Raw genomic sequence first — 16,803 nt, forward strand, 5'->3', positions numbered from 1 at the left:
TCCTTTACAGGCAGGTGAAACAGCACGGCCAGAGGCGTGCCGGCCGAGCGAGAACGGCGCCCCACCGGTGTGGTGAGGCGCCGTTCGGCTCAGTAACCGCCCAGTCTGCGCTGGGCCGGCCACCACTGCTGCCAGGGTTGCGGGCGGCCGCGGCAGAGGAGGATCTCGCGGCCCTGCTCCTTGCTGGCGCTCAGGCCGATGCCGTTGTCGTACACGGCGGCCGTCGTGCACCGCCAGCCCGCGAAGGTGCCCCGGCTCAGGCCGACCGCGATGACGACGTCGGCGGAGTCCGGCGGCGGGCCCCAGTGGTACAGCTCGTTGTGCCCGCTGTACACCGCGGGAAGGCCGAACTGCCGGCCGTGCAGGTGCAGGGCGCCTGCCTCGCCGAAGTTCTCGGTGAGGACGACCGCCCTGTCCCGTTCGGCAGCGGGAAGTCCTTTGTAGACCTCCGAGACCTGTCGTGCCATCGCGGGCCAGCCGACGGTCTCCACCGAGAGGCTCGCCACCGGGTACCGCGCGAACAACTTCTCGGGCAGCACGGGCATCGTCAGCAGGAACTGCGGCACGGCCAGCAGTCCGATCGCCCCGAACAGCACGAACGGCCGCCATCGGGCGCGGCTGATCCAGCGGTCCGCCACCACGGCACCCGCGGCGGTCACCGCGAGCAGGAAGCCGGCCGTGTAGTCCGCACGACCACCCTGCACCAGCAACACGAGCGCGAGGGCCAGGAGGAAGGCGGGAGCCAGACCGCGAACCGGACGCCAGTGCTTCCAGCGGAACAGGCCGACGACACCGCTGATCCACACCGGGAGGACGGCCGGGCCGAGCAGGACGATCATGTTGGTGAGGAACAGCGAACGGTTCTCCGCACCCTCCTCCCTGCCCAGCGCCGCGGCCATCTCCAGCTGCGGCCAGCCGTGGGTGACCTGGTACAGCAGGCTGGGCAGGCCGATCACCAGCCCCAGGGCCATGCCGAGGTACAGCCGCCGGTCCCGGAAAGCGGACCGGGGACCGAGCAGCGCGATCGAGACCAGCCACACCAGGGGCAGCAGCAGGATCATGTACTTGACGTACAGACCGAGACCGCAGGTGATCCCGGCGTGGATCCACCACCTGCCGTCGCCGCGCAGCAGCGCCCGCAGGGTGAACAGGACGGCGGCGCACCAGACGACCATGTCGACGCTGGTGGTGAGCAGGAAGTGCCCGACACCCCAGCCCAACGGCGAACTCGCCACCGCGACCACGGTCAGCAGCTGGGCGCGGCGGCCGCCGCCCAGTTCCGCGGTGATCACGGCCAGCAGCACCAGCACGGCCGCGCCGCAGAGCAGGGCCGGGACGCGCACGCCCCAGGCGGAGTCGCCGAACACCGCGGCGCCGAACCTGGCCAGCAACGGCAGTGCCGCGGGCTGGTCGGTGTAACCCCAGCCCGGCCGGTCGCCCAGCATCCGGAAGTACAGCTCGTCGGCGGTCAGTCCGTAGTTGCCGAGGAAGACAGCCTGGACCACCGAGACGATGGAGACCACGAATCCCACGGGACGCCAGGCGATCCCGGTTCTGACCGGCAGCCGCGCCGGAGCGGTGACGACGTCCTCTCGCACGGTCATGCGCGGTCACCTTCACCGTCGAAGACGACCAGCTCCAGGTCCACCCCGGACCGCACCTCGACGAGCTCCTGGTACGCGGGAGACCGGTACCAGCGGCGGGCGTGGTCGGCGCTGGGGAACTCCAGCACCGAGACGTGGCCGGGCCTCCAGTCGCCTTCGAGGACGTCGATCTCCGCGCCGCGCAGGAAGAACCGGCCACCGAACGGTTCCACGGTGGACATGACCCGGCGGCGGTACTCGTCGAGCCCGGCCTGGTCGTGCACGGCCACGATGTTGCCGAGTACCAGCGTGGGCATCAGTGCTCACCCGTCTCGCGCTGGTAGGCCACCCGGACACCGGTGCCGGACTCGGTGGCCGCGCGCACGACGAGGAATCCGGCGACCACGTCCTGCGCGGCCATGCCGAGCGACTTGAACACGGTGATCTGCTCCGCCGACGTCCGGCCGCCGTGCCTGCCCAGCAGGACGTCACCGACCTCGGTCACCTGGTCGGCGGTGAGCAGTCCCTCGGCGATCGGCGCACCCACGTCCGCGGACTCGGCGAGCGCGGACTCCAAGCTGTCCACGAACACCGCCGCCCGTGCGACCGCGCCGGACGGCAGCTCGCGGGCGTCCTTCGTGGACGCGCCGATCGCGTTGACGTGCACGCCGTCGGCGAGGTCCGCGGCGTCCAGCACCGGTTCCCCGCTGGAGGTGGTCGTGCAGACCAGGTCGGCACCGCGCACGGCCTCGGCGGACGAGCGGGTGACCTCCACGTCGATCCCGAACTGCTGGGACGCGTGCTTGGCGAACAGCTCGGCCCGATCCCGCGTCCGGCTGAACACCCGCACCCGGCGCAGCTCCCGGACCAGGTGCATGGCCTCCAGGTGGCCGCGGGCCTGCGCACCGGCACCGATGATCGCGAGGTCACCCGCGTCCGGGCGGGCCAGAGCCCTGGTGGCGGCCGCGGAGACGGCCGCGGTGCGGATGCCCGTCAGCGCCGCACCGTCCACAGTGGCCAGCGGATAGCCGGTCTCCTGGTCGAACACCACGACCACGCCCACGTGCACCGGCAGCCCGCGGGCGGCGTTGTCCGGCTTCAGCATGATCGCCTTGAGGCCGAAGCCGTACCCGGCGACGTGGCTGGGCATGCTCGCGAAGATCTCGTTGCCCGACTGCGGGCGCAGGATCGCCCGCAGCGGCTGGGTCACCACGCCCTCGCTGTACCGGCGCAGGACGTCGGCCATCGCCGGGATGGCATCGGCCATCGTGAGCGCCTTGCGCACCGCGGCGCCGTCCAGGATCAACAACATCGGTCAGACCTCTCCCTCTCCGGTCCCGCCGGTCAGTCCGGCGAGGCCACCCCCGCCGGCCACGAACACCGACCACACCATCCGGATCGGCCGGGTGGCGGACACGAACTCCAGCCCGTGGTTGCGCGCGGCCACCTCGGTGGTGAGCGCCAGGTCCACGAGGCGGTTGCGGGCGGCCTGCGCGGCGGCACTGGTGGACGACATCACCTCGATGTCACCGACGTTCAGGCCGACCGGCATCAGCTGGTGGATCAACGGCACCGGCGAGCGGTGGCTCGCGACCGTGGGCCGCGCGGGGATGTCCTGAACGCCGGGACGGCGCGCCAGTCCGTACAACGGGGTGTCCATGATGAACACCGAGGCCAGCGACAGCCGCAGGTCCATGTAGAACTCGTGCGCGTCCCGGTAGGCGTTCGCCACCACGAAGTGGCTGACGTGCCCGTCGCGGACGGCGTCGGCGCCCTGTTCGTAGGAGTTGAACAGCCGCACCACCGGCGGCCCCTCACCCAGTTCGCCCCACAGCAGACCGGCGGCCTGCTCGCTGCTGGTTCCGGCGGGCCCCAGCGTGCCGACCGAGGTCAGCCGGACAGCGGGTGCGGTGCCGACCGTCATCCAGCCCAGCGCCCGAGGCGTGGTCGTCATCGTGCTCATCGCAGTGCCTCCTCCAGCGCAAAGGTGGTGAGCCAGCCGCGGGTGCCGGGCCGGCGCCCGCGGACGGTCTCGTCATAGGTGTCGCGCAGAACGGTGCTCACCGGTCCGGGCCTGCCGTCGCCGACCGGCCGGCCGGCGATCCCGATCACCGGGCTGACGCCGCATCCGGTGCCCGTGAGGAACACCTCGTCCGCGCGCAGCAGATCGGTGCCGTCCAGTTCCGCCTCCGCGGTGGGCACGCCGAGATCGGCGGCCAGGGTCAGCACCGTGTCCCTGGTGATCCCCGGCAGCCGGTCGCCGTCCGCGGGCGGGGTGACGACCCGGCCGTCGCGCACCACGAACACGTTGGCGGTGCTCGCCTCCGCCACCCGTCCGCGGTCGTCGAGCAGGATCGCGTCGTCGAACCCGGCGGAGCGGGCCTCGTCGAGGGCGAGCGCGTTGTTCACGTACCCGCCGGTGATCTTCGCCCTGACCGGGATCGCGGAACGGGCAGGTCGTCGCCACGAGCTGACCAGGCAGCGAATGCCCTGTTCCGGCTGGTAGTTCCCCAGCGCGGAGACCACGATCGACAGCGCGTCGGAGACTCCGCTGAGCCCGACGCCCGGCCGGGTGCCCGGCAGCAGGCCCAGCTTGTACGCCACCGGCCGCAGGTAGACGTCGGTGGCGAGACCGTTGCGCCGCAACAGCTCGCCGACCACCTCCGTCAGCTCGTGCCGCGTCGCCCCGACGTCGATGCGCAGGAGCCGTGCCCCGGCGAGCAGCCTCTCCAGGTGGTCGTCCAGCCGGAAGACGGCGAGCTCGCCGGTGTCGAGCAGATGAGCCCGGATGCCTTCGAACACACCGGTTCCGTAGTGCAGACCCTGCGTGCTCAACGGCAGTTGCGCGGTCGCGGCGTCGACGAACGCCCCGCGGTGGTAGGCCACCGGCCCTGGCCGGGGAGTGCTCGTCACTGCGTCCTCCGCGACGCGATCTCCCGCGCGGCAACGGATTCAGCGGTGACCAGGACCCTGCGGTCGACGACCCTGGCGGCCTTCCAGCTGACCATGGCTCCGGTGGCGGTGACCGCGCCCGGCTCGCCGAAGCTCACGGTGAGCGTCGCGCCGAGACGTTCGCGGCAGGCACGGGCGGCCGCTGCCAGGCCGGGGTCGCCCGCGGTGAGCGTGCGCGGCTGGAACAGCAGGTGCAGCACGTCCCGGCCGGCCTCGCGGTCGATGGTGATCTGGTAGTCGACGAACCCACCGACATCTCGGAGCAGCAGGTCCTCCAGGTCGTAGCCGGAGATCACGTGACCGTTGATCTCGAGCTGGTCGCGGACCCGGCCGAGGACCTCCACGCGGGGCGCGGGAACGGTGGCGTCCCGGCCGGGCGGCCGTTCCCTGACCAGGTCGCCGGTGCGGTAGCGGACCAGCGGCTTCACCCCCTGGTAGAGGTTCGTGACGACGAGCTCGCCCTGGCGGACCCCCTCGGCGTCCGGCCGGGCCGGTTCGAGGGTCTCCGGGTCGATCACCTCGTAGAAGTTGACGAGTGGCGCCTGGTAGAGCGCGCCGTCCGCCCCGGACGCGGCCAGGATCGAGGCCTCCTGCGAGGCGTACAGGCAGTTGTAGGCCTTGGCGCCCCACAGGTCGCCGATGACCCGCAGCAGGCTGGGTGACACCAGTTCGCCGGTCATCATCAGCGTGCGCAGCTCGAAGTCCCTCGCCGGGTCCAGACCGTCGCGCAGCGCGGCCTTCGCGAGCGACAGCGCCATGCCGGGCGTGCAGAACAGGCCGGTGATCGGCAGCATCCGCATGACCTCGAGCGCCCGCGGGAAGCCGATCACCGGGGAGTGCGGCCACATCTTGGCGACCGCCAGCCCGAGGTTCCGGCACACGTCACCGAACGTGTCCCCGGTGGCGTGCAACTCCGTCGGGCCGGACACGCCGATGACCTGGTCGTCACCGAACTGCCGGAACACCGTCTCGTAGTACGCGGTGAGCACGGCGTTGTTGTGCAGGGTGTCGACGTTGTCGCGCGGGCACGGGGTGGCCGCGCCGGTCGTGCCGGTGGTCTCGTAGAAGATCCAGCCGTCGCTGACCTTCTTGGACAGCATGCCGAACTGCTCTCGCCGCAGATCGTCCTTGGTGGTGAACGGGATGTGCGAGATCGAGGCGCCGTCCAGCGCGACGATCGCGTCCGGGTCCACTTCGGACAGATGACGCCGGTAGAACGGCGAACGCTCGCGGGTGTAGCGGACGGTCTCGCGGAACGCGGCCAACTGGTGCGCGCGCAGCCGGCCCGCGTCCCAGTCGCCGGCCAGGAACCCGGTGAAGTCGCCGGCCAGTCGCGCGGTCAGCGCGGCGAGCTCCGGGTGGAAGACGGTGTACAAGGTTCCCCCATCACGCGGTGTGGTCTGAGCTCACGGTTGGTTGCGAGCTCACGGGTTCTACGACGTCGGCGATCACCCACGTGCTGATCTCCCGCCACAGGGCGGCCGATCTCCGGTGGAAGTCGTTCGTCAGGTAGCGGTGCAGGTCCGCCTCGTCCCGGAGCAGGCCGATCGCCACGAAGTCGCACGCGATGTCCCTTGTGGACACGTTGCGTCCCGCGCGCCACTCCACGAGCTCCGGGACGTGCACACCCACCTGGTGCGTGGACCACTCCGCCTCGACGGCCCGCTGGTCGTCCCAGGAGCAGCCGGGCTTGAACGTGAACAGGACGATGTGCCGGATCATCAGTAGATGACCCTCGACGCGGCGGTCAGCCGGGCGTGCCGCGACTTGCGCAGGTCCCTCGTGATGTTGAGGCGGCGCAGCCAGCGGTCGGTGCCGTCGTAGCGCGCCTTGAACGGCTTGCGGCCGTGCACCATCCGGTAGTTGTCGATGAACAGGATGTCGCCCGGTTCGAGCACGACTCCGCCCATCGCCTCGTCGATGGCCTCGCCGATCTTGTCGAGGGCGGCCTGCTCCTGCTCGCCCTGGACGCCCTGCATGTAGTGCGGGTCAAGGCAGACGTACGGGTCGTCCTCGGCACCGAACAGCACCGCGACGGGCTTCGGGCTGGCGAGAGCGCTCTCCACCCGTTCCCTGCTCCGGGCGAGGAGCCGGCCGAGCCTCGGGTCCTGCTGCTCCTCCCCTGCCCAGGACTGCGGCCGGTGCGAGTCGTCCGGGAGGATGAAGTAGCGCTCCAGGGCCAGGCTCTCCCTGGTCTCCTCGTCGAGCTTGACGTCCGCGATGTCCGCGGCGGTGGTCTCGACGCCGTCCGGGTTCCGCAGGCACATCAGGGCCAGGTAGTCGGCGCGCAGCGGGTGGAAGGCGTCCTCGGTGTGCCAGACGAGCGGCTGCTCGGAGCCCCAGCCGATCTGGTCGTCGCGGAAGCCCTTGATCGGGAACACGTCGTGCATGAGCAGGCCGTCCTGCTGCGTGCCCCAGCCGACCGGCTCGCCGAGCAGGCATCCGACGAGGTAGAACACCAGGTCGTACCTGGTGGTGGCGGTGGGGTTCGGCTTGTCGCGCCAGTCGGCGGGGGTGTCGCCCAGCGAGGAGTCGTCCACCGGGAGTCCGGAGAGGACGAAACTCCCGGACACCTCACCCGTGCGGTAGTCGATGATGGCGCGTCGCAGCCGACGAGGCAGTTCCTGGGCGTACACCAGGGCCTCGGCATGAAAACGTTCGTCTTCCACGGTGGCGTAGCGCAGTGCGAGGTCGTCCGCCACGCGCTGGATGTCCGCGACCTCTGTGCCGGTCAGCTGGAACCTGAGCACGAATTCCCCCTTGTTCACGACTTGTTCCGCAAACGAAAACAGGTCGAGCCTGGCATGGTGCCCTGCCAGGCTCGACCTGTTTAGCCGGAGAACTAAATTACTTGGTCATCGCCTCGACGAGGCTCGCAGGACGCAAGTCCGTCCAGTTCTCGGAAACGTAGGCCAGCGCGGTCTCCCGGTCCGTCACCTCGTGGACCACGGTCCACCCGGCGGGAACGCCGATGAATTCCGGCCACAGGCTGTGCTGGCCCTCGGCGTTCACCAGGACGAGGTAGCGGCCGTCTGGATCGTCAAAAGGGTTGGTGGTCATGAGGCAAACCTTTCCGTCCGCGTCAGCAGTGCGCCTTCCTGCTTGTGCAGTAGCGCTCGGCCGAGGGACGTGAGTGTGTGCAGGGCGGTATTGCGGTTTCGTGCGGTGGTGATGAGACCGGCTTTGCGCAACACGGTCGCGTGCTTGCTGGCGCCTGCCAGCGAAATTCCCAGTCGCTCGGAAAGCGCGCTGGTGGTGCAGCTCTCGGTGAGCACCCGCAGGGCCGCCGCACGGGTGGTGCCCACCAGCGCGCCCAGCGCCTGTTCACCCGCGTCCCAGGAGTCGTTCAGGCCCTCGACCCCGACCTCCGCGGCGCCCACCGAGAAGGCGAGCGTGGTCATCCCGCTCTCCTTCTCGTTCTCGATCAGCGCGTGCCGGCGGGCCTGCAGGAAGATCGCCGGACTGAGCAGCAGGCCCCTGCCACCGAGGTGAACGTCCCGGTCAGCGGCGTCGGCGATCACCAGAACCGGAGGGTTCCAGTAGAACCGGGGATGCAGGGACCCGAGCAGACCCTCCACCCCGCCACTGATCGTGATGCGCGCCTGAGCCTCCCGTTCGACCTCCAGCCGGTCACGCAGCTGCCCCCAGGAGGGCAGCACGACACTGCGGCAGAAGTCGAACACGGTCGCCGCGACCTGCTGGGCGTTGCGGTCTCCCGCGCCACCGGCGGACGCGGCCGCCGGTGTCCGCCGGTTGAGCATCCAGAGCAGTTCGGGAATCGGCTGGTACTCCTGGCTGAACTGCTGCATGTCCGCCAGCTTGTCCCCCAGCTTTCGCTGGAAGTGTTTGCGCAGTTCATGAAAAAGATGACCGCGCTGCCCGGACAACAGATCCAGGGCGAATATGCTTTCCGCAACCGGCCCCAATCCGGCCGTCATGCGTGTTCGTGCCAGATCATCAGCTGTGAAGTGAATACGCAGAACCACATTGCCCCCAACGTGTGCACTACTATGGGGTCTTCGTGCGGACTACCGGCGAGTAGCTATTACATCGCCCCCCGACCCCCCAAGGATCCTTACCCCGCAAGAACGCTATCACAGCCAGCCAGGAATCACATCGAAGCAACGATGCCCAACTCGCACGGTTCTAATACTATCGACCGTAGCGATATTCGACATTTTCGACCAATGCGATTTCCTCCTGAGTCAAGGGACCGCCGTTCGACGAAGCCGACTCCGCCGAACGGGCGATCGGCGTTGCGCTCGGGGGTGGAGCGCACGCCGACCGCCGCTCGCCGGTTGGAATCATTCCTTGGTTGTGACCAGGGACACAGGACGGTCTTTTGTCGCGATCGTGGCCGTGATTGCACTCGTCACCGCCACGATGCCAATGGAGCCAATTGCGACAATTGTCAACAGCGTCCAGGGGATGAACACGACGGTCGTGCCGATCGCCTTGTGCACGGCGCCTCCGATACCGACCAGCCCCGCTCCCGCGACCACACATCCGAGCACCAGGCCGATGACCGCCACGGCGACCGCCTCGACGACGGCCGTCCTGACCACCTGGCGCTGGGTCATGCCGGTCACCCTGGAGACGGCGAACTCGCGCCGCCGTTCGGTGCCGGCGATGACCACCGAGTTCACGACGGCCATCAGCGCGTACAGCCCGGCGAGCCCCATCAGGACGGTCAGGATCTTGACGTTGCCGTCCTGGGCGGTCTCCGCGCGCGCCGTCGCCCAGTCGGACACGGCCCGCACCTCGGCGAAGCCCGCCGCCCTGATCCGGTCGGCCACGTCGTCGGGGTCCTGCCCCTGCGCGACCTGGACGACGGTCTCGGTTGGCGCGCCCGCCCACACCTGCTTCGGCAGGGCCTGGCGCGGCACCAGGAAGCTGTCCCCCATCTCGAGCGTCTCCGGCAGGCCGCCGACCACGGTCAGCTGCAGCGGTTGCCCGGCGGCGTCCCCCGCGAGCACCCGGCCGGGGGCGATCCGGTCGGCGTTCCGGGCGGGGCCGGTGAACACCGTGCTGCCGGTCAGCGCGCCCAGGTCGCCGGACGACGGCGGAAGGGTGTGCGTGCGCGCGTAGTCCGCGGCGTCGACCGCGATGATCCCGCTGTAGAAGTTCCTCGTGATCACCCGCTTGTTCTGCGTCTTCTCCACGGTGATCGTGATGTCCACGGCGTTCTGCCGGGAGGCGACGGCCACGCCCTCGACGCCCGCGAGCCGTTCCGCCTCCTCGCCCGTGGACGACACGACCAGTTGGGCGTTCACCGACTTCTGCGCCTCCGCGCCACCCGCGGCGGCGAGCGAGCCGAACGTGCCCGCCAGCCCGAGCAGGAGCGCGACCAGCACGATCAGCGGGGAGGCGGTCGCGGCACTGCGGCGCACCCCGTCCCGCAGGTTGGCCTGCGCCAGGCCGACCAGGGTGCTGCCGGGCACGAGAACACCGAACAGCCAGGCCATGAACGGCACGACCAGAGGGCTCAGCATGCTCATGGCCACCGCGCCGAACATGGCGATGCCGAGCGCGGCCATCATCGCGCCGATCAGGTTGGCGCCCTGCGCCCACAGCACCATGGCGATCGTGCAGGCCGCGAAGGACAGTCCGAAGAACCACCGCGACATCGTCATCACCCTGGCGGCCTGACCCGTCTCCCGCAGCGCCTCCAACGGCCGGATCTTCGCCGCCCGCAGGGACGCCGTGAACACGCCGGCCAGCGAGACACCGATGCCGATGCAGCCCGCGACGATCACCGCCCACATCTCCCACGGGGCGGAGAACCCCTCGGGGAGCAGGCCGATCTCGACGAGCAGCCACGTCTGCGCGGCCTTCGCGATCACCCCGAACGGCACGCCGAGCAGGGCACCGACCACACCGAGCAGCAGCGACTCGGACAACAGCAACGCCCGCAGCTGACCGCGGCTGCCACCGGTGAGACGCAGCAGGGCGAGGTCACGTCGTCGCTGTGCGACGGTGAAGCTGAACGTGGAGCTCACGATGAAGACCGCGAGGAACATGGCGAGGAACGCCGTCATGCCCATGACCGTCGCGGCGGCCACGTAGCCCTCGCGGATCTTGTCCTCGGCCTGGCGCGGCAGTCCTGGCGGGACCTGCGGAGTTCCGGTGGCCACCAGGATCAGCATCGAGGCCTGCACCAGCGCGACACCGACGCCGACGCTGAGGATCGCGCCGACGAACAGCTCCCACCGTTCGCGGAACGTGCTGAACGACATCTGGAACATGGCTCAGCTCTCCAGCCGCGCGAGTCGCTCGGCGACGTCGTGGATGGTCGGCATGTGCACGCGGTCCACGATCTGGCCGTCCGCCAAGAAGATCACCGTGTCGGCGCTGGCCGCGACCGCCGGGTCGTGCGTCACCATGACGATGCTCTGGCCCACGGTCTGCACCATGGTGCGCAGCAGTTCCAGGACGATCTTGGCGGAGTGCGAGTCCAGCGCGCCGGTGGGTTCGTCGGCGAACAGCACGGCGGGACGGGAGATCATCGCGCGGGCGATGGCGACGCGTTGCTGCTGGCCGCCGGAGAGCTCACGCGGCCGGTGGCTCGCACGGTCGGCGAGCCCGACGCTCGCGAGGGTCTGGCGGACGTCGCTCTTCGACACCCTCACCCCGGCGAGCTTCGACGGGAACGCGACGTTCTGCTCGGCGGTCAGCGAGCTGATCAGGTTGAAGCTCTGGAACACGAAGCCGATCGTGCGGCGGCGCAGCTCGGTGAGCACGCTGTCCGGCGCCATGGTGATGTCGCGGCCGGAGAGCACGACGCGCCCGCTCGTCACCTGGTCCAGGCCTGCCGCGCAGTGCAGCAGCGTGGACTTGCCGGAGCCGGAGGGCCCCATGATGGCGGTCCAGGTCCCCGCCGGGCAGCTCAGGCTGACGTTGTCGAGCGCGGCGACACCGGTGTTCTTCGACCCGTACATCCGCGTGACCTGCTGCAGCTCCACAGCCGGATGACCCGCGTTCGGCACCCCCTGCCGCAGACCGGCGGAGAGGTGCTGGTTCCAAGACATGAAAACCCCCGTGTTCGGTGCAACGTTTGCAGCCAACCGCATCCAGGGGGTCGGGGTCACTGTCCTTAACTTCCGAGTTGGGGGTAGTAGAACCTCTACCCCCGAACGGGGAAGTCGATGTTGACTACGGTGGTCGTCGTGTCGGTACGCAGCGCTCGCACGATCTGGGAGTCGGTGGGACTTCGCCAGTTCCTCATCACCACGTGGCCCTGGCGCGGCCTGTCGTACGTGCTGACCACACCGGTGGTGTCGCTGCTCGCCGCGGGCCCGGTCGCCGCGCTGGGCCTGCCGTGGTCGTACCTGGTCTTCCGCTTCATCAGCCCGGACCCGGCCACACTGGGCGAGGTGGTGCTGGCGACCCTCGCCGGCCTGCTGCTCATCGTGCTCGCCGGCCCGCTGGTGGCGCTGCCCGTGGCCCAGGTGGAACGCCTGCGGCTGCGCCTGGTCCGCCTGGACCCGGCACCCTCGCCGCACAGCTCGTCCAAGGACGGCTGGCTCGGCTGGCTGCGCCGCCGCTACACCGAGGCTGCGACCTGGCGAGAACTCGCCTACCTGGTCGTCGTGACCCTGGCCGTCGCACCGAGCGCGATGTTGCTCCTGATCCTGTCGATGGTCGTCGCGCTCATCACGAGCCCGTTGCTGGTCACCCCGAACGCTCCGCTGGCCCTCGGTTTCGGCCGGGCGAGCACGGTGCCGGAAACGCTGCCGTACGCCCTGGCGGGCCTGGTGCTGCTCCCGGTGACGCTGTACCTCTTCGCCGGCCTGGCCTCACTCCACGCGACGATCGCCAGGGCACTGCTGTCCGGCGCGGCGGACGAACGCCTGCGGTCCGAACTGGTCGAGGTCTCCCAGTCCCGCGAACGCCTGGTGACCGCCTTCGAGGCGGAACGACGCCGGATCGAGCGCGACCTGCACGACGGCGCACAGCAGCGCGTCGTCAGCCTCATCCTGCAACTGGGCCTCGCGAAGCTGGAGATCCCACCGGGCTCCCCCGGCGCGGAACCCGTTGCCAACGCCCACGACCAGGCGAAGCAACTCCTGACCGAACTGCGCGAGTTCATCCACGGCATCCACCCGCAGGCCCTGTCGGACCTGGGTCTACCGGCCGCACTGCAAGAACTGGCCGACCGCTCGACCACCCCGGTGACGGTGGACTGCGCGGTCCCGAAACGACCACCGGGCGCGGTGGAGGGCGCGGGCTACTTCGTGGTGGCCGAAGCACTGAGCAACGCGAGCAAACACAGCGGTGCCACCGAAATCCAGGTGGCCGCCCACGTCCACCGCGACGTCCTCACCGTCGAGGTGACCGACAACGGCCGAGGCGGCGCAGACGCGGGCCGCGGCACGGGCCTCACCGGCCTGGCAGACCGAGCCGCGGCCCTGGGCGGCACCCTGTTCCTGTCCAGCCCGATCGGCGGGCCCACCACCGTGCGAGCGGAGTTCCCATGCAACACCAGATGATTCGCACCGTCCTGGCCGAGGACGGCGCACTACTACGTGAAGGCCTGGCAGCCCTGCTGGACAGGTTCGGCTTCCAGGTGGTGGCCGCAGTGGGCGACGCGGAAGCCCTGATGGCCGCAGTGGCCGAACACGACCCGGACCTCGTCGTCACCGACATCCGAATGCCGCCGGGTTTCTCCGACGAAGGCCTGCGCGCCACCGTACGACTCCGCCAGGAACGACCAGACCTGCGAGTGGTCGCCCTGAGCCAGTTCGTGGAAACCAGCTACGCCTCAGACCTCCTCGACTCCGGCGGAGGCGTAGGAGTCGGCTACCTCCTGAAGGACAGGATCGGCGATGTGCAGGAGTTCATCGCCATCCTCCACCGGGTAGCGGCCGGCGAAACCGTCGTGGACCCACAGGTGGTCCGCAAACTGCTCAAGCGCAGCAGCACCCCGCTGGCCACCCTCTCGAACAGGGAACGGGAGGTCCTCGGCCTGATAGCCGAGGGCTACTCCAACGCCGGCATCGCGGAGACCCTCGTCATCTCCGAAGCGGCCGTGAACAAGCACGTGGGCAACATCTTCACCAAGCTGGGCTTCACCCCGGGCGACGACCGCAACCGCCGCGTGCTCGCGACCCTCACGTACCTGCGTGACGGAGCACAGCCGAACCGCCCGTGACCACATGCCTCACGTCGTGGTCGCAACTTCGGTCTTCGTGCCGGCACGCCGTCGAAGCTCGTCGCGTTCAGCGTCCGGAATCGTCATCGACTCGGCGAGCACGGCGGCGAGCGCGTCCACCTGAGCGCTGTCGACGTCCGGGTGGAAGATCCACCGGATGTTCTCGTCACGCGTGATGAGGTCGACCACCGACCGTGAACCGCTATCCGGTGCCGCCGGCACTCGAACGTAGCGAACCTGGTCGAGCGGGATCTCCTGCTGGATCTCGGCTTGCTCGAGAAAGGTGTTCGTCGTCGCGAGGATGACACGGCGATCCGTGACAGCGACCAGTGTCCGGTCCGCGGCCTGGTCCATCACCGCCGCCAACACCCCCATCGCTCCGCCGACGATCGCGGAAATAGGACCGCCGTCGTCACCCTGCTCGGGAAAACCGAGGGCGCGGAGAACCTCACCGTCCTCGAAGAGCCACCGCAGGATGCGAAGGTAGGGCGCCGAATCCAGCGAATCGGGTCCACAAAGGACTTCCGGGACCGCGACCGGCGGCACCGGCGGATGGAGCGAATCCGCAAGAGGCTCGATCACCTCCAGAAGCCGGGCGGAAACCTCGCGGGCCGCCTTCGCGTCCTTCCGCTTGCCCGACAACGGCCAGGAGTCGGGACCGCGCAGCTCGGCCGTGATCCGAAGCTCCCGAGCCACCGCGTCGACGAGGCCAGTCATCTCGGCGAGCGTCGAGTCGAACTCCGCGCGGGTGTCGCGGGCGATGACCTCCGCGTACTGCGCCTCGGCGGCGTCTTCACATCCAGCCGCTCTCGCCCTCGCGGCACGCAGCGCGTGATACCCCGTCCACGCGTTGAGGGAGGACAACAGAGCGCGAACGTCGAAAGCAATGACCTCGGCGTTCGTCTGCAAGTACTCGCGATGGCTGCGCACGCCAACCCGACCGATCCGCCCGACGTGGTCGCGGACGTTTCCCTGGTAGAGCTCGAGCTGCTTGCGCAGCAGCGCGCCACTGCCCGCAACGTCATCCCACAACGACGCAGGGACCGACTCGATCTCCCGGGCCTGCTCGACCGCACGATCAACAGCAGCGACAAGCCCCGTCAGTTCGGCCCACTGCTCCTTGCGAATGGAGGTGAGGACCTGGTTCGTCACCGCGAGGTTGGTCCTGACGAGGCCCGACACCTCGCTCAACATCATCTCCAACGCCACCATGGCCAGCGCCGGCCCGACCGAGGCCACCACCGGCATCTTGCTCACCGCAGCCACGGGGTAGAAGCGGGCCTGGCTCATACTGCCGCCGGGACCCAGCACCGTTCCGAGGAACCCGCCGTCCTTGCCGGCGAGCTTCGCGCCGGCGTTCAGCAGAACCTGTGTCTTCTCGCCGATCCTGTAAAGACCTTGCACACTGGCGAACGCGTTCCCGAGATTGCCCGCCACGGTCGCCGCATTCCCAACCGAGGCAAGGATCGCTGAGATCTGCCTGCGGTCGGCAGCCGGCACGATCCCGAAGTCGATCAGATCGGGCTTCAGCTCCGGCGGGACCTCCCCGGCGAAGACCGCCACCCCGGGAAGCACCTCCACCAAGACCGTCGACGTCGTCGAGTCGATGTCCGAGCCAGACGAAGGATCGCCCCCGGCAGACGGGTCGGCGGTATCGCTCCGGCCGTCCTCCTCAGGCTCGGTGATCTCCATCGAGTCCGAAGGATCAGGCATGCGATCTCCTCCCACACGGGCACCTCGTCAGCGTTGACCGCCGAAGTCTACGGCTCAACGCTGTTACAAAACTGGACACTCTTAGGGCACGAGACAACAGAATTCGAACCGGCGAACCTTGACCCCGGACTGAGGGATCGCGATCTCCTGTACCGCTTGTCAGCCAACAAGTCTGTAGCGGGCAGGACCAACCCGCTCGAGGTCGGCGTACACGGTCGCATGGTGATCAGGGGCATTGACGCACATACGAGAAACGACGTGCGTACGCACGGTGCCTTCGGCGTAGCGGCTGCCACGTCGCCGGATCTCCGCGATGATCTCGGTCAGCGTGAACGTCCCGTCATGAGCATGCGCGGCAAGCATCTTCGCCGCCTCCAGAATCTCCTCCCGCGCATTGGCACCGGCGAGTAGCAGACCCAGCCGCGGATCAGCCTCGGCAACGGTGGCGTTCGTCCGGGAATCCACGGCCTGCTCACCCTCTGTGCCGGCAACGGCAAGGCAGAGGTAACGGAATGCGGCCTCACGCCCGCGTGCGTCCGTGACCGTCGAGTAGTCGCGCCAGAGACATTCGTACGTTCCAGTCAATGCGAGCGGCAAGTCTCGCTTGTGCGTGGTGCCCGAGCCGGCGTGCGCGGCCCAGCCGAGCGTGCCGGACAGCAAGCGGCCCTCGTGAAGGCGGAAGGAGGCGTCGATCGGGTCGAGTTTGCGTCCCGGCCGCCAGTAGCCGGAGTCGTTGGTCAACGTCACCGACCAACCCACGTCCGCCCATCCCTCAGCGACCAGCCGTTCCAGCCGCACCACGTCCTTGACCACGTCGTGGCGGCTGATGTCCTGCGCCGCCTGACTCGGCAGCTCGTACTTCTCGCCCGCGACCACACCGTTGAACCCCGCGAGGAGATACTTCAGCTCGATGGCAATCCTCACCCCGTCGACGTGCACGAGCAGATCCAGCCGGACGCCCCGAAACGGGCGAGTTTCCAACCTGATCGACGAGTCAGGGTTCATGCATCGAAACTGCCAGGCCAGGCCGTGTTGAAAGTCAGCCTCTGAATGGAAGATCGGTCTCTGCTCAGCCAGGCAGGACAACACCTGGTCCATCTGAACAGCCATGATCACCTCGGTCCGTCGCAGACACATCACCGCCGGCCGCGCCCACTGGACACGCTGTACCCGGCACTGCCTGCATCGCGCTGAGCCAGACCACCGTTATCACCACGTCTCAACACCTGCTCGTCAAGCGAACCACCAGCCCGACCGGATGCCGACCGATCAACGGCCGGACCAAGGTGTGGGCCGTCAGTGCACCACCGACCGACTACGTGATGCACCCCGATCGGCGAATGACCGTCAACGTCGTGCGCACCCTCACCGCGCTCGCCGCGTCCCTGCTCGACATCGCGATTG

At 69.0% G+C, this 16,803-nt stretch carries 16 protein-coding genes; 2 read left to right on the forward strand and 14 right to left on the reverse strand.

All coding sequences use genetic code 11. The features are described 5' to 3' along the window. Positions 1-89: 89 nt before the first annotated feature. The 12 genes from IEY88_RS24260 to IEY88_RS24315 form a co-directional block, all read right to left on the reverse strand. Positions 90-1,604 (reverse strand): glycosyltransferase family 39 protein, encoded by a 1,515-nt coding sequence (locus IEY88_RS24260; RefSeq protein WP_189157095.1) that lies wholly within the window; start codon positions 1,602-1,604, stop codon positions 90-92. Further along, entirely contained in the window at positions 1,601-1,900 is a 300-nt protein-coding gene (locus IEY88_RS24265; protein WP_189157096.1) for a DUF1330 domain-containing protein, read from the reverse strand. The genes IEY88_RS24260 and IEY88_RS24265 overlap by 4 nt, the downstream gene beginning before the upstream one ends. Next, the gene (locus tag IEY88_RS24270) at positions 1,900-2,895 is read right to left on the reverse strand and encodes an ornithine cyclodeaminase family protein (protein WP_229693693.1); all 996 of its coding nucleotides are present in this window, start codon (positions 2,893-2,895) and stop codon (positions 1,900-1,902) included. Before IEY88_RS24270 ends, IEY88_RS24265 begins: the two co-directional genes overlap by 1 nt. Before the next feature lie 3 nt (positions 2,896-2,898). After that, entirely contained in the window at positions 2,899-3,546 is a 648-nt protein-coding gene (locus IEY88_RS24275; protein WP_229693694.1) for a hypothetical protein, read from the reverse strand. Continuing rightward, a complete protein-coding gene (locus tag IEY88_RS24280) occupies positions 3,543-4,496 on the reverse strand; it encodes a branched-chain amino acid transaminase (RefSeq protein ID WP_229693695.1) in 954 nt (317 codons plus the stop codon). The genes IEY88_RS24275 and IEY88_RS24280 overlap by 4 nt, the downstream gene beginning before the upstream one ends. Continuing rightward, positions 4,493-5,911, reverse strand: coding sequence for a phenylacetate--CoA ligase family protein (locus IEY88_RS24285; RefSeq protein ID WP_189157097.1), 1,419 nt, complete (start codon positions 5,909-5,911; stop codon positions 4,493-4,495). Before IEY88_RS24285 ends, IEY88_RS24280 begins: the two co-directional genes overlap by 4 nt. A gap of 10 nt (positions 5,912-5,921) precedes the next feature. Further along, complete coding sequence (locus tag IEY88_RS24290; protein WP_189157098.1) at positions 5,922-6,257, reverse strand: Dabb family protein; 336 nt, start codon at positions 6,255-6,257, stop codon at positions 5,922-5,924. Continuing rightward, entirely contained in the window at positions 6,257-7,303 is a 1,047-nt protein-coding gene (gene gntD, locus IEY88_RS24295) for a guanitoxin biosynthesis L-enduracididine beta-hydroxylase GntD (RefSeq protein ID WP_189157099.1), read from the reverse strand. The genes IEY88_RS24290 and gntD overlap by 1 nt, the downstream gene beginning before the upstream one ends. Before the next feature lie 79 nt (positions 7,304-7,382). Further along, on the reverse strand, positions 7,383-7,595 hold the full coding sequence (locus IEY88_RS24300; RefSeq protein ID WP_189157100.1) for an MbtH family protein: 213 nt from the start codon (positions 7,593-7,595) through the stop codon (positions 7,383-7,385). Next, positions 7,592-8,473, reverse strand: coding sequence for a winged helix-turn-helix domain-containing protein (locus IEY88_RS24305; RefSeq protein WP_189157101.1), 882 nt, complete (start codon positions 8,471-8,473; stop codon positions 7,592-7,594). Before IEY88_RS24305 ends, IEY88_RS24300 begins: the two co-directional genes overlap by 4 nt. Before the next feature lie 366 nt (positions 8,474-8,839). Beyond that, positions 8,840-10,780 (reverse strand): FtsX-like permease family protein, encoded by a 1,941-nt coding sequence (locus IEY88_RS24310; RefSeq protein ID WP_189157102.1) that lies wholly within the window; start codon positions 10,778-10,780, stop codon positions 8,840-8,842. A 3-nt stretch (positions 10,781-10,783) separates the two neighbouring features. Continuing rightward, complete coding sequence (locus tag IEY88_RS24315; RefSeq protein WP_373294173.1) at positions 10,784-11,473, reverse strand: ABC transporter ATP-binding protein; 690 nt, start codon at positions 11,471-11,473, stop codon at positions 10,784-10,786. Between the two features lie 228 nt (positions 11,474-11,701). Between IEY88_RS24315 and IEY88_RS24320 the strand changes: the two genes are divergently transcribed. Continuing rightward, on the forward strand, positions 11,702-13,024 hold the full coding sequence (locus IEY88_RS24320; protein WP_229693696.1) for a sensor histidine kinase: 1,323 nt from the start codon (positions 11,702-11,704) through the stop codon (positions 13,022-13,024). Continuing rightward, positions 13,021-13,686, forward strand: coding sequence for a response regulator (locus tag IEY88_RS24325; RefSeq protein WP_444543338.1), 666 nt, complete (start codon positions 13,021-13,023; stop codon positions 13,684-13,686). The genes IEY88_RS24320 and IEY88_RS24325 overlap by 4 nt, the downstream gene beginning before the upstream one ends. Positions 13,687-13,695: 9 nt before the next feature. Here the strand turns inward: IEY88_RS24325 and IEY88_RS24330 are convergent, their stop codons facing one another. Together IEY88_RS24330 and IEY88_RS24335 are read right to left on the reverse strand one after the other, a co-directional pair. Then, the gene (locus tag IEY88_RS24330; RefSeq protein ID WP_189157106.1) at positions 13,696-15,399 is read right to left on the reverse strand and encodes a hypothetical protein; all 1,704 of its coding nucleotides are present in this window, start codon (positions 15,397-15,399) and stop codon (positions 13,696-13,698) included. Between the two features lie 159 nt (positions 15,400-15,558). Next, the gene (locus tag IEY88_RS24335) at positions 15,559-16,509 is read right to left on the reverse strand and encodes a DUF7669 domain-containing protein (RefSeq protein ID WP_189157107.1); all 951 of its coding nucleotides are present in this window, start codon (positions 16,507-16,509) and stop codon (positions 15,559-15,561) included. Positions 16,510-16,803 lie beyond the last annotated feature (294 nt).

It is taken from the genome of Lentzea pudingi (genome assembly GCF_014646255.1).
Lineage (GTDB): Bacteria > Actinomycetota > Actinomycetes > Mycobacteriales > Pseudonocardiaceae > Lentzea > Lentzea pudingi.

Excerpts from the sequence above, each read along its gene's own strand:
- IEY88_RS24260 (WP_189157095.1), bottom strand. The coding sequence starts at position 1,604 with ATGACCGTGCGAGAGGACGTCGTCACCGCTCCGGCGCGGCTGCCGGTC.
- IEY88_RS24265 (WP_189157096.1), bottom strand. The coding sequence starts at position 1,900 with ATGCCCACGCTGGTACTCGGCAACATCGTGGCCGTGCACGACCAGGCC.
- IEY88_RS24270 (WP_229693693.1), bottom strand. The coding sequence starts at position 2,895 with ATGTTGTTGATCCTGGACGGCGCCGCGGTGCGCAAGGCGCTCACGATG.
- IEY88_RS24275 (WP_229693694.1), bottom strand. The coding sequence starts at position 3,546 with ATGAGCACGATGACGACCACGCCTCGGGCGCTGGGCTGGATGACGGTC.
- IEY88_RS24290 (WP_189157098.1), bottom strand. The coding sequence starts at position 6,257 with ATGATCCGGCACATCGTCCTGTTCACGTTCAAGCCCGGCTGCTCCTGG.
- IEY88_RS24300 (WP_189157100.1), bottom strand. The coding sequence starts at position 7,595 with ATGACCACCAACCCTTTTGACGATCCAGACGGCCGCTACCTCGTCCTG.
- IEY88_RS24305 (WP_189157101.1), bottom strand. The coding sequence starts at position 8,473 with ATGACGGCCGGATTGGGGCCGGTTGCGGAAAGCATATTCGCCCTGGAT.
- IEY88_RS24310 (WP_189157102.1), bottom strand. The coding sequence starts at position 10,780 with ATGTTCCAGATGTCGTTCAGCACGTTCCGCGAACGGTGGGAGCTGTTC.
- IEY88_RS24315 (WP_373294173.1), bottom strand. The coding sequence starts at position 11,473 with ATGTACGGGTCGAAGAACACCGGTGTCGCCGCGCTCGACAACGTCAGC.
- IEY88_RS24325 (WP_444543338.1), top strand. The coding sequence starts at position 13,021 with ATGATTCGCACCGTCCTGGCCGAGGACGGCGCACTACTACGTGAAGGC.
- IEY88_RS24330 (WP_189157106.1), bottom strand. The coding sequence starts at position 15,399 with ATGCCTGATCCTTCGGACTCGATGGAGATCACCGAGCCTGAGGAGGAC.
- IEY88_RS24335 (WP_189157107.1), bottom strand. The coding sequence starts at position 16,509 with ATGGCTGTTCAGATGGACCAGGTGTTGTCCTGCCTGGCTGAGCAGAGA.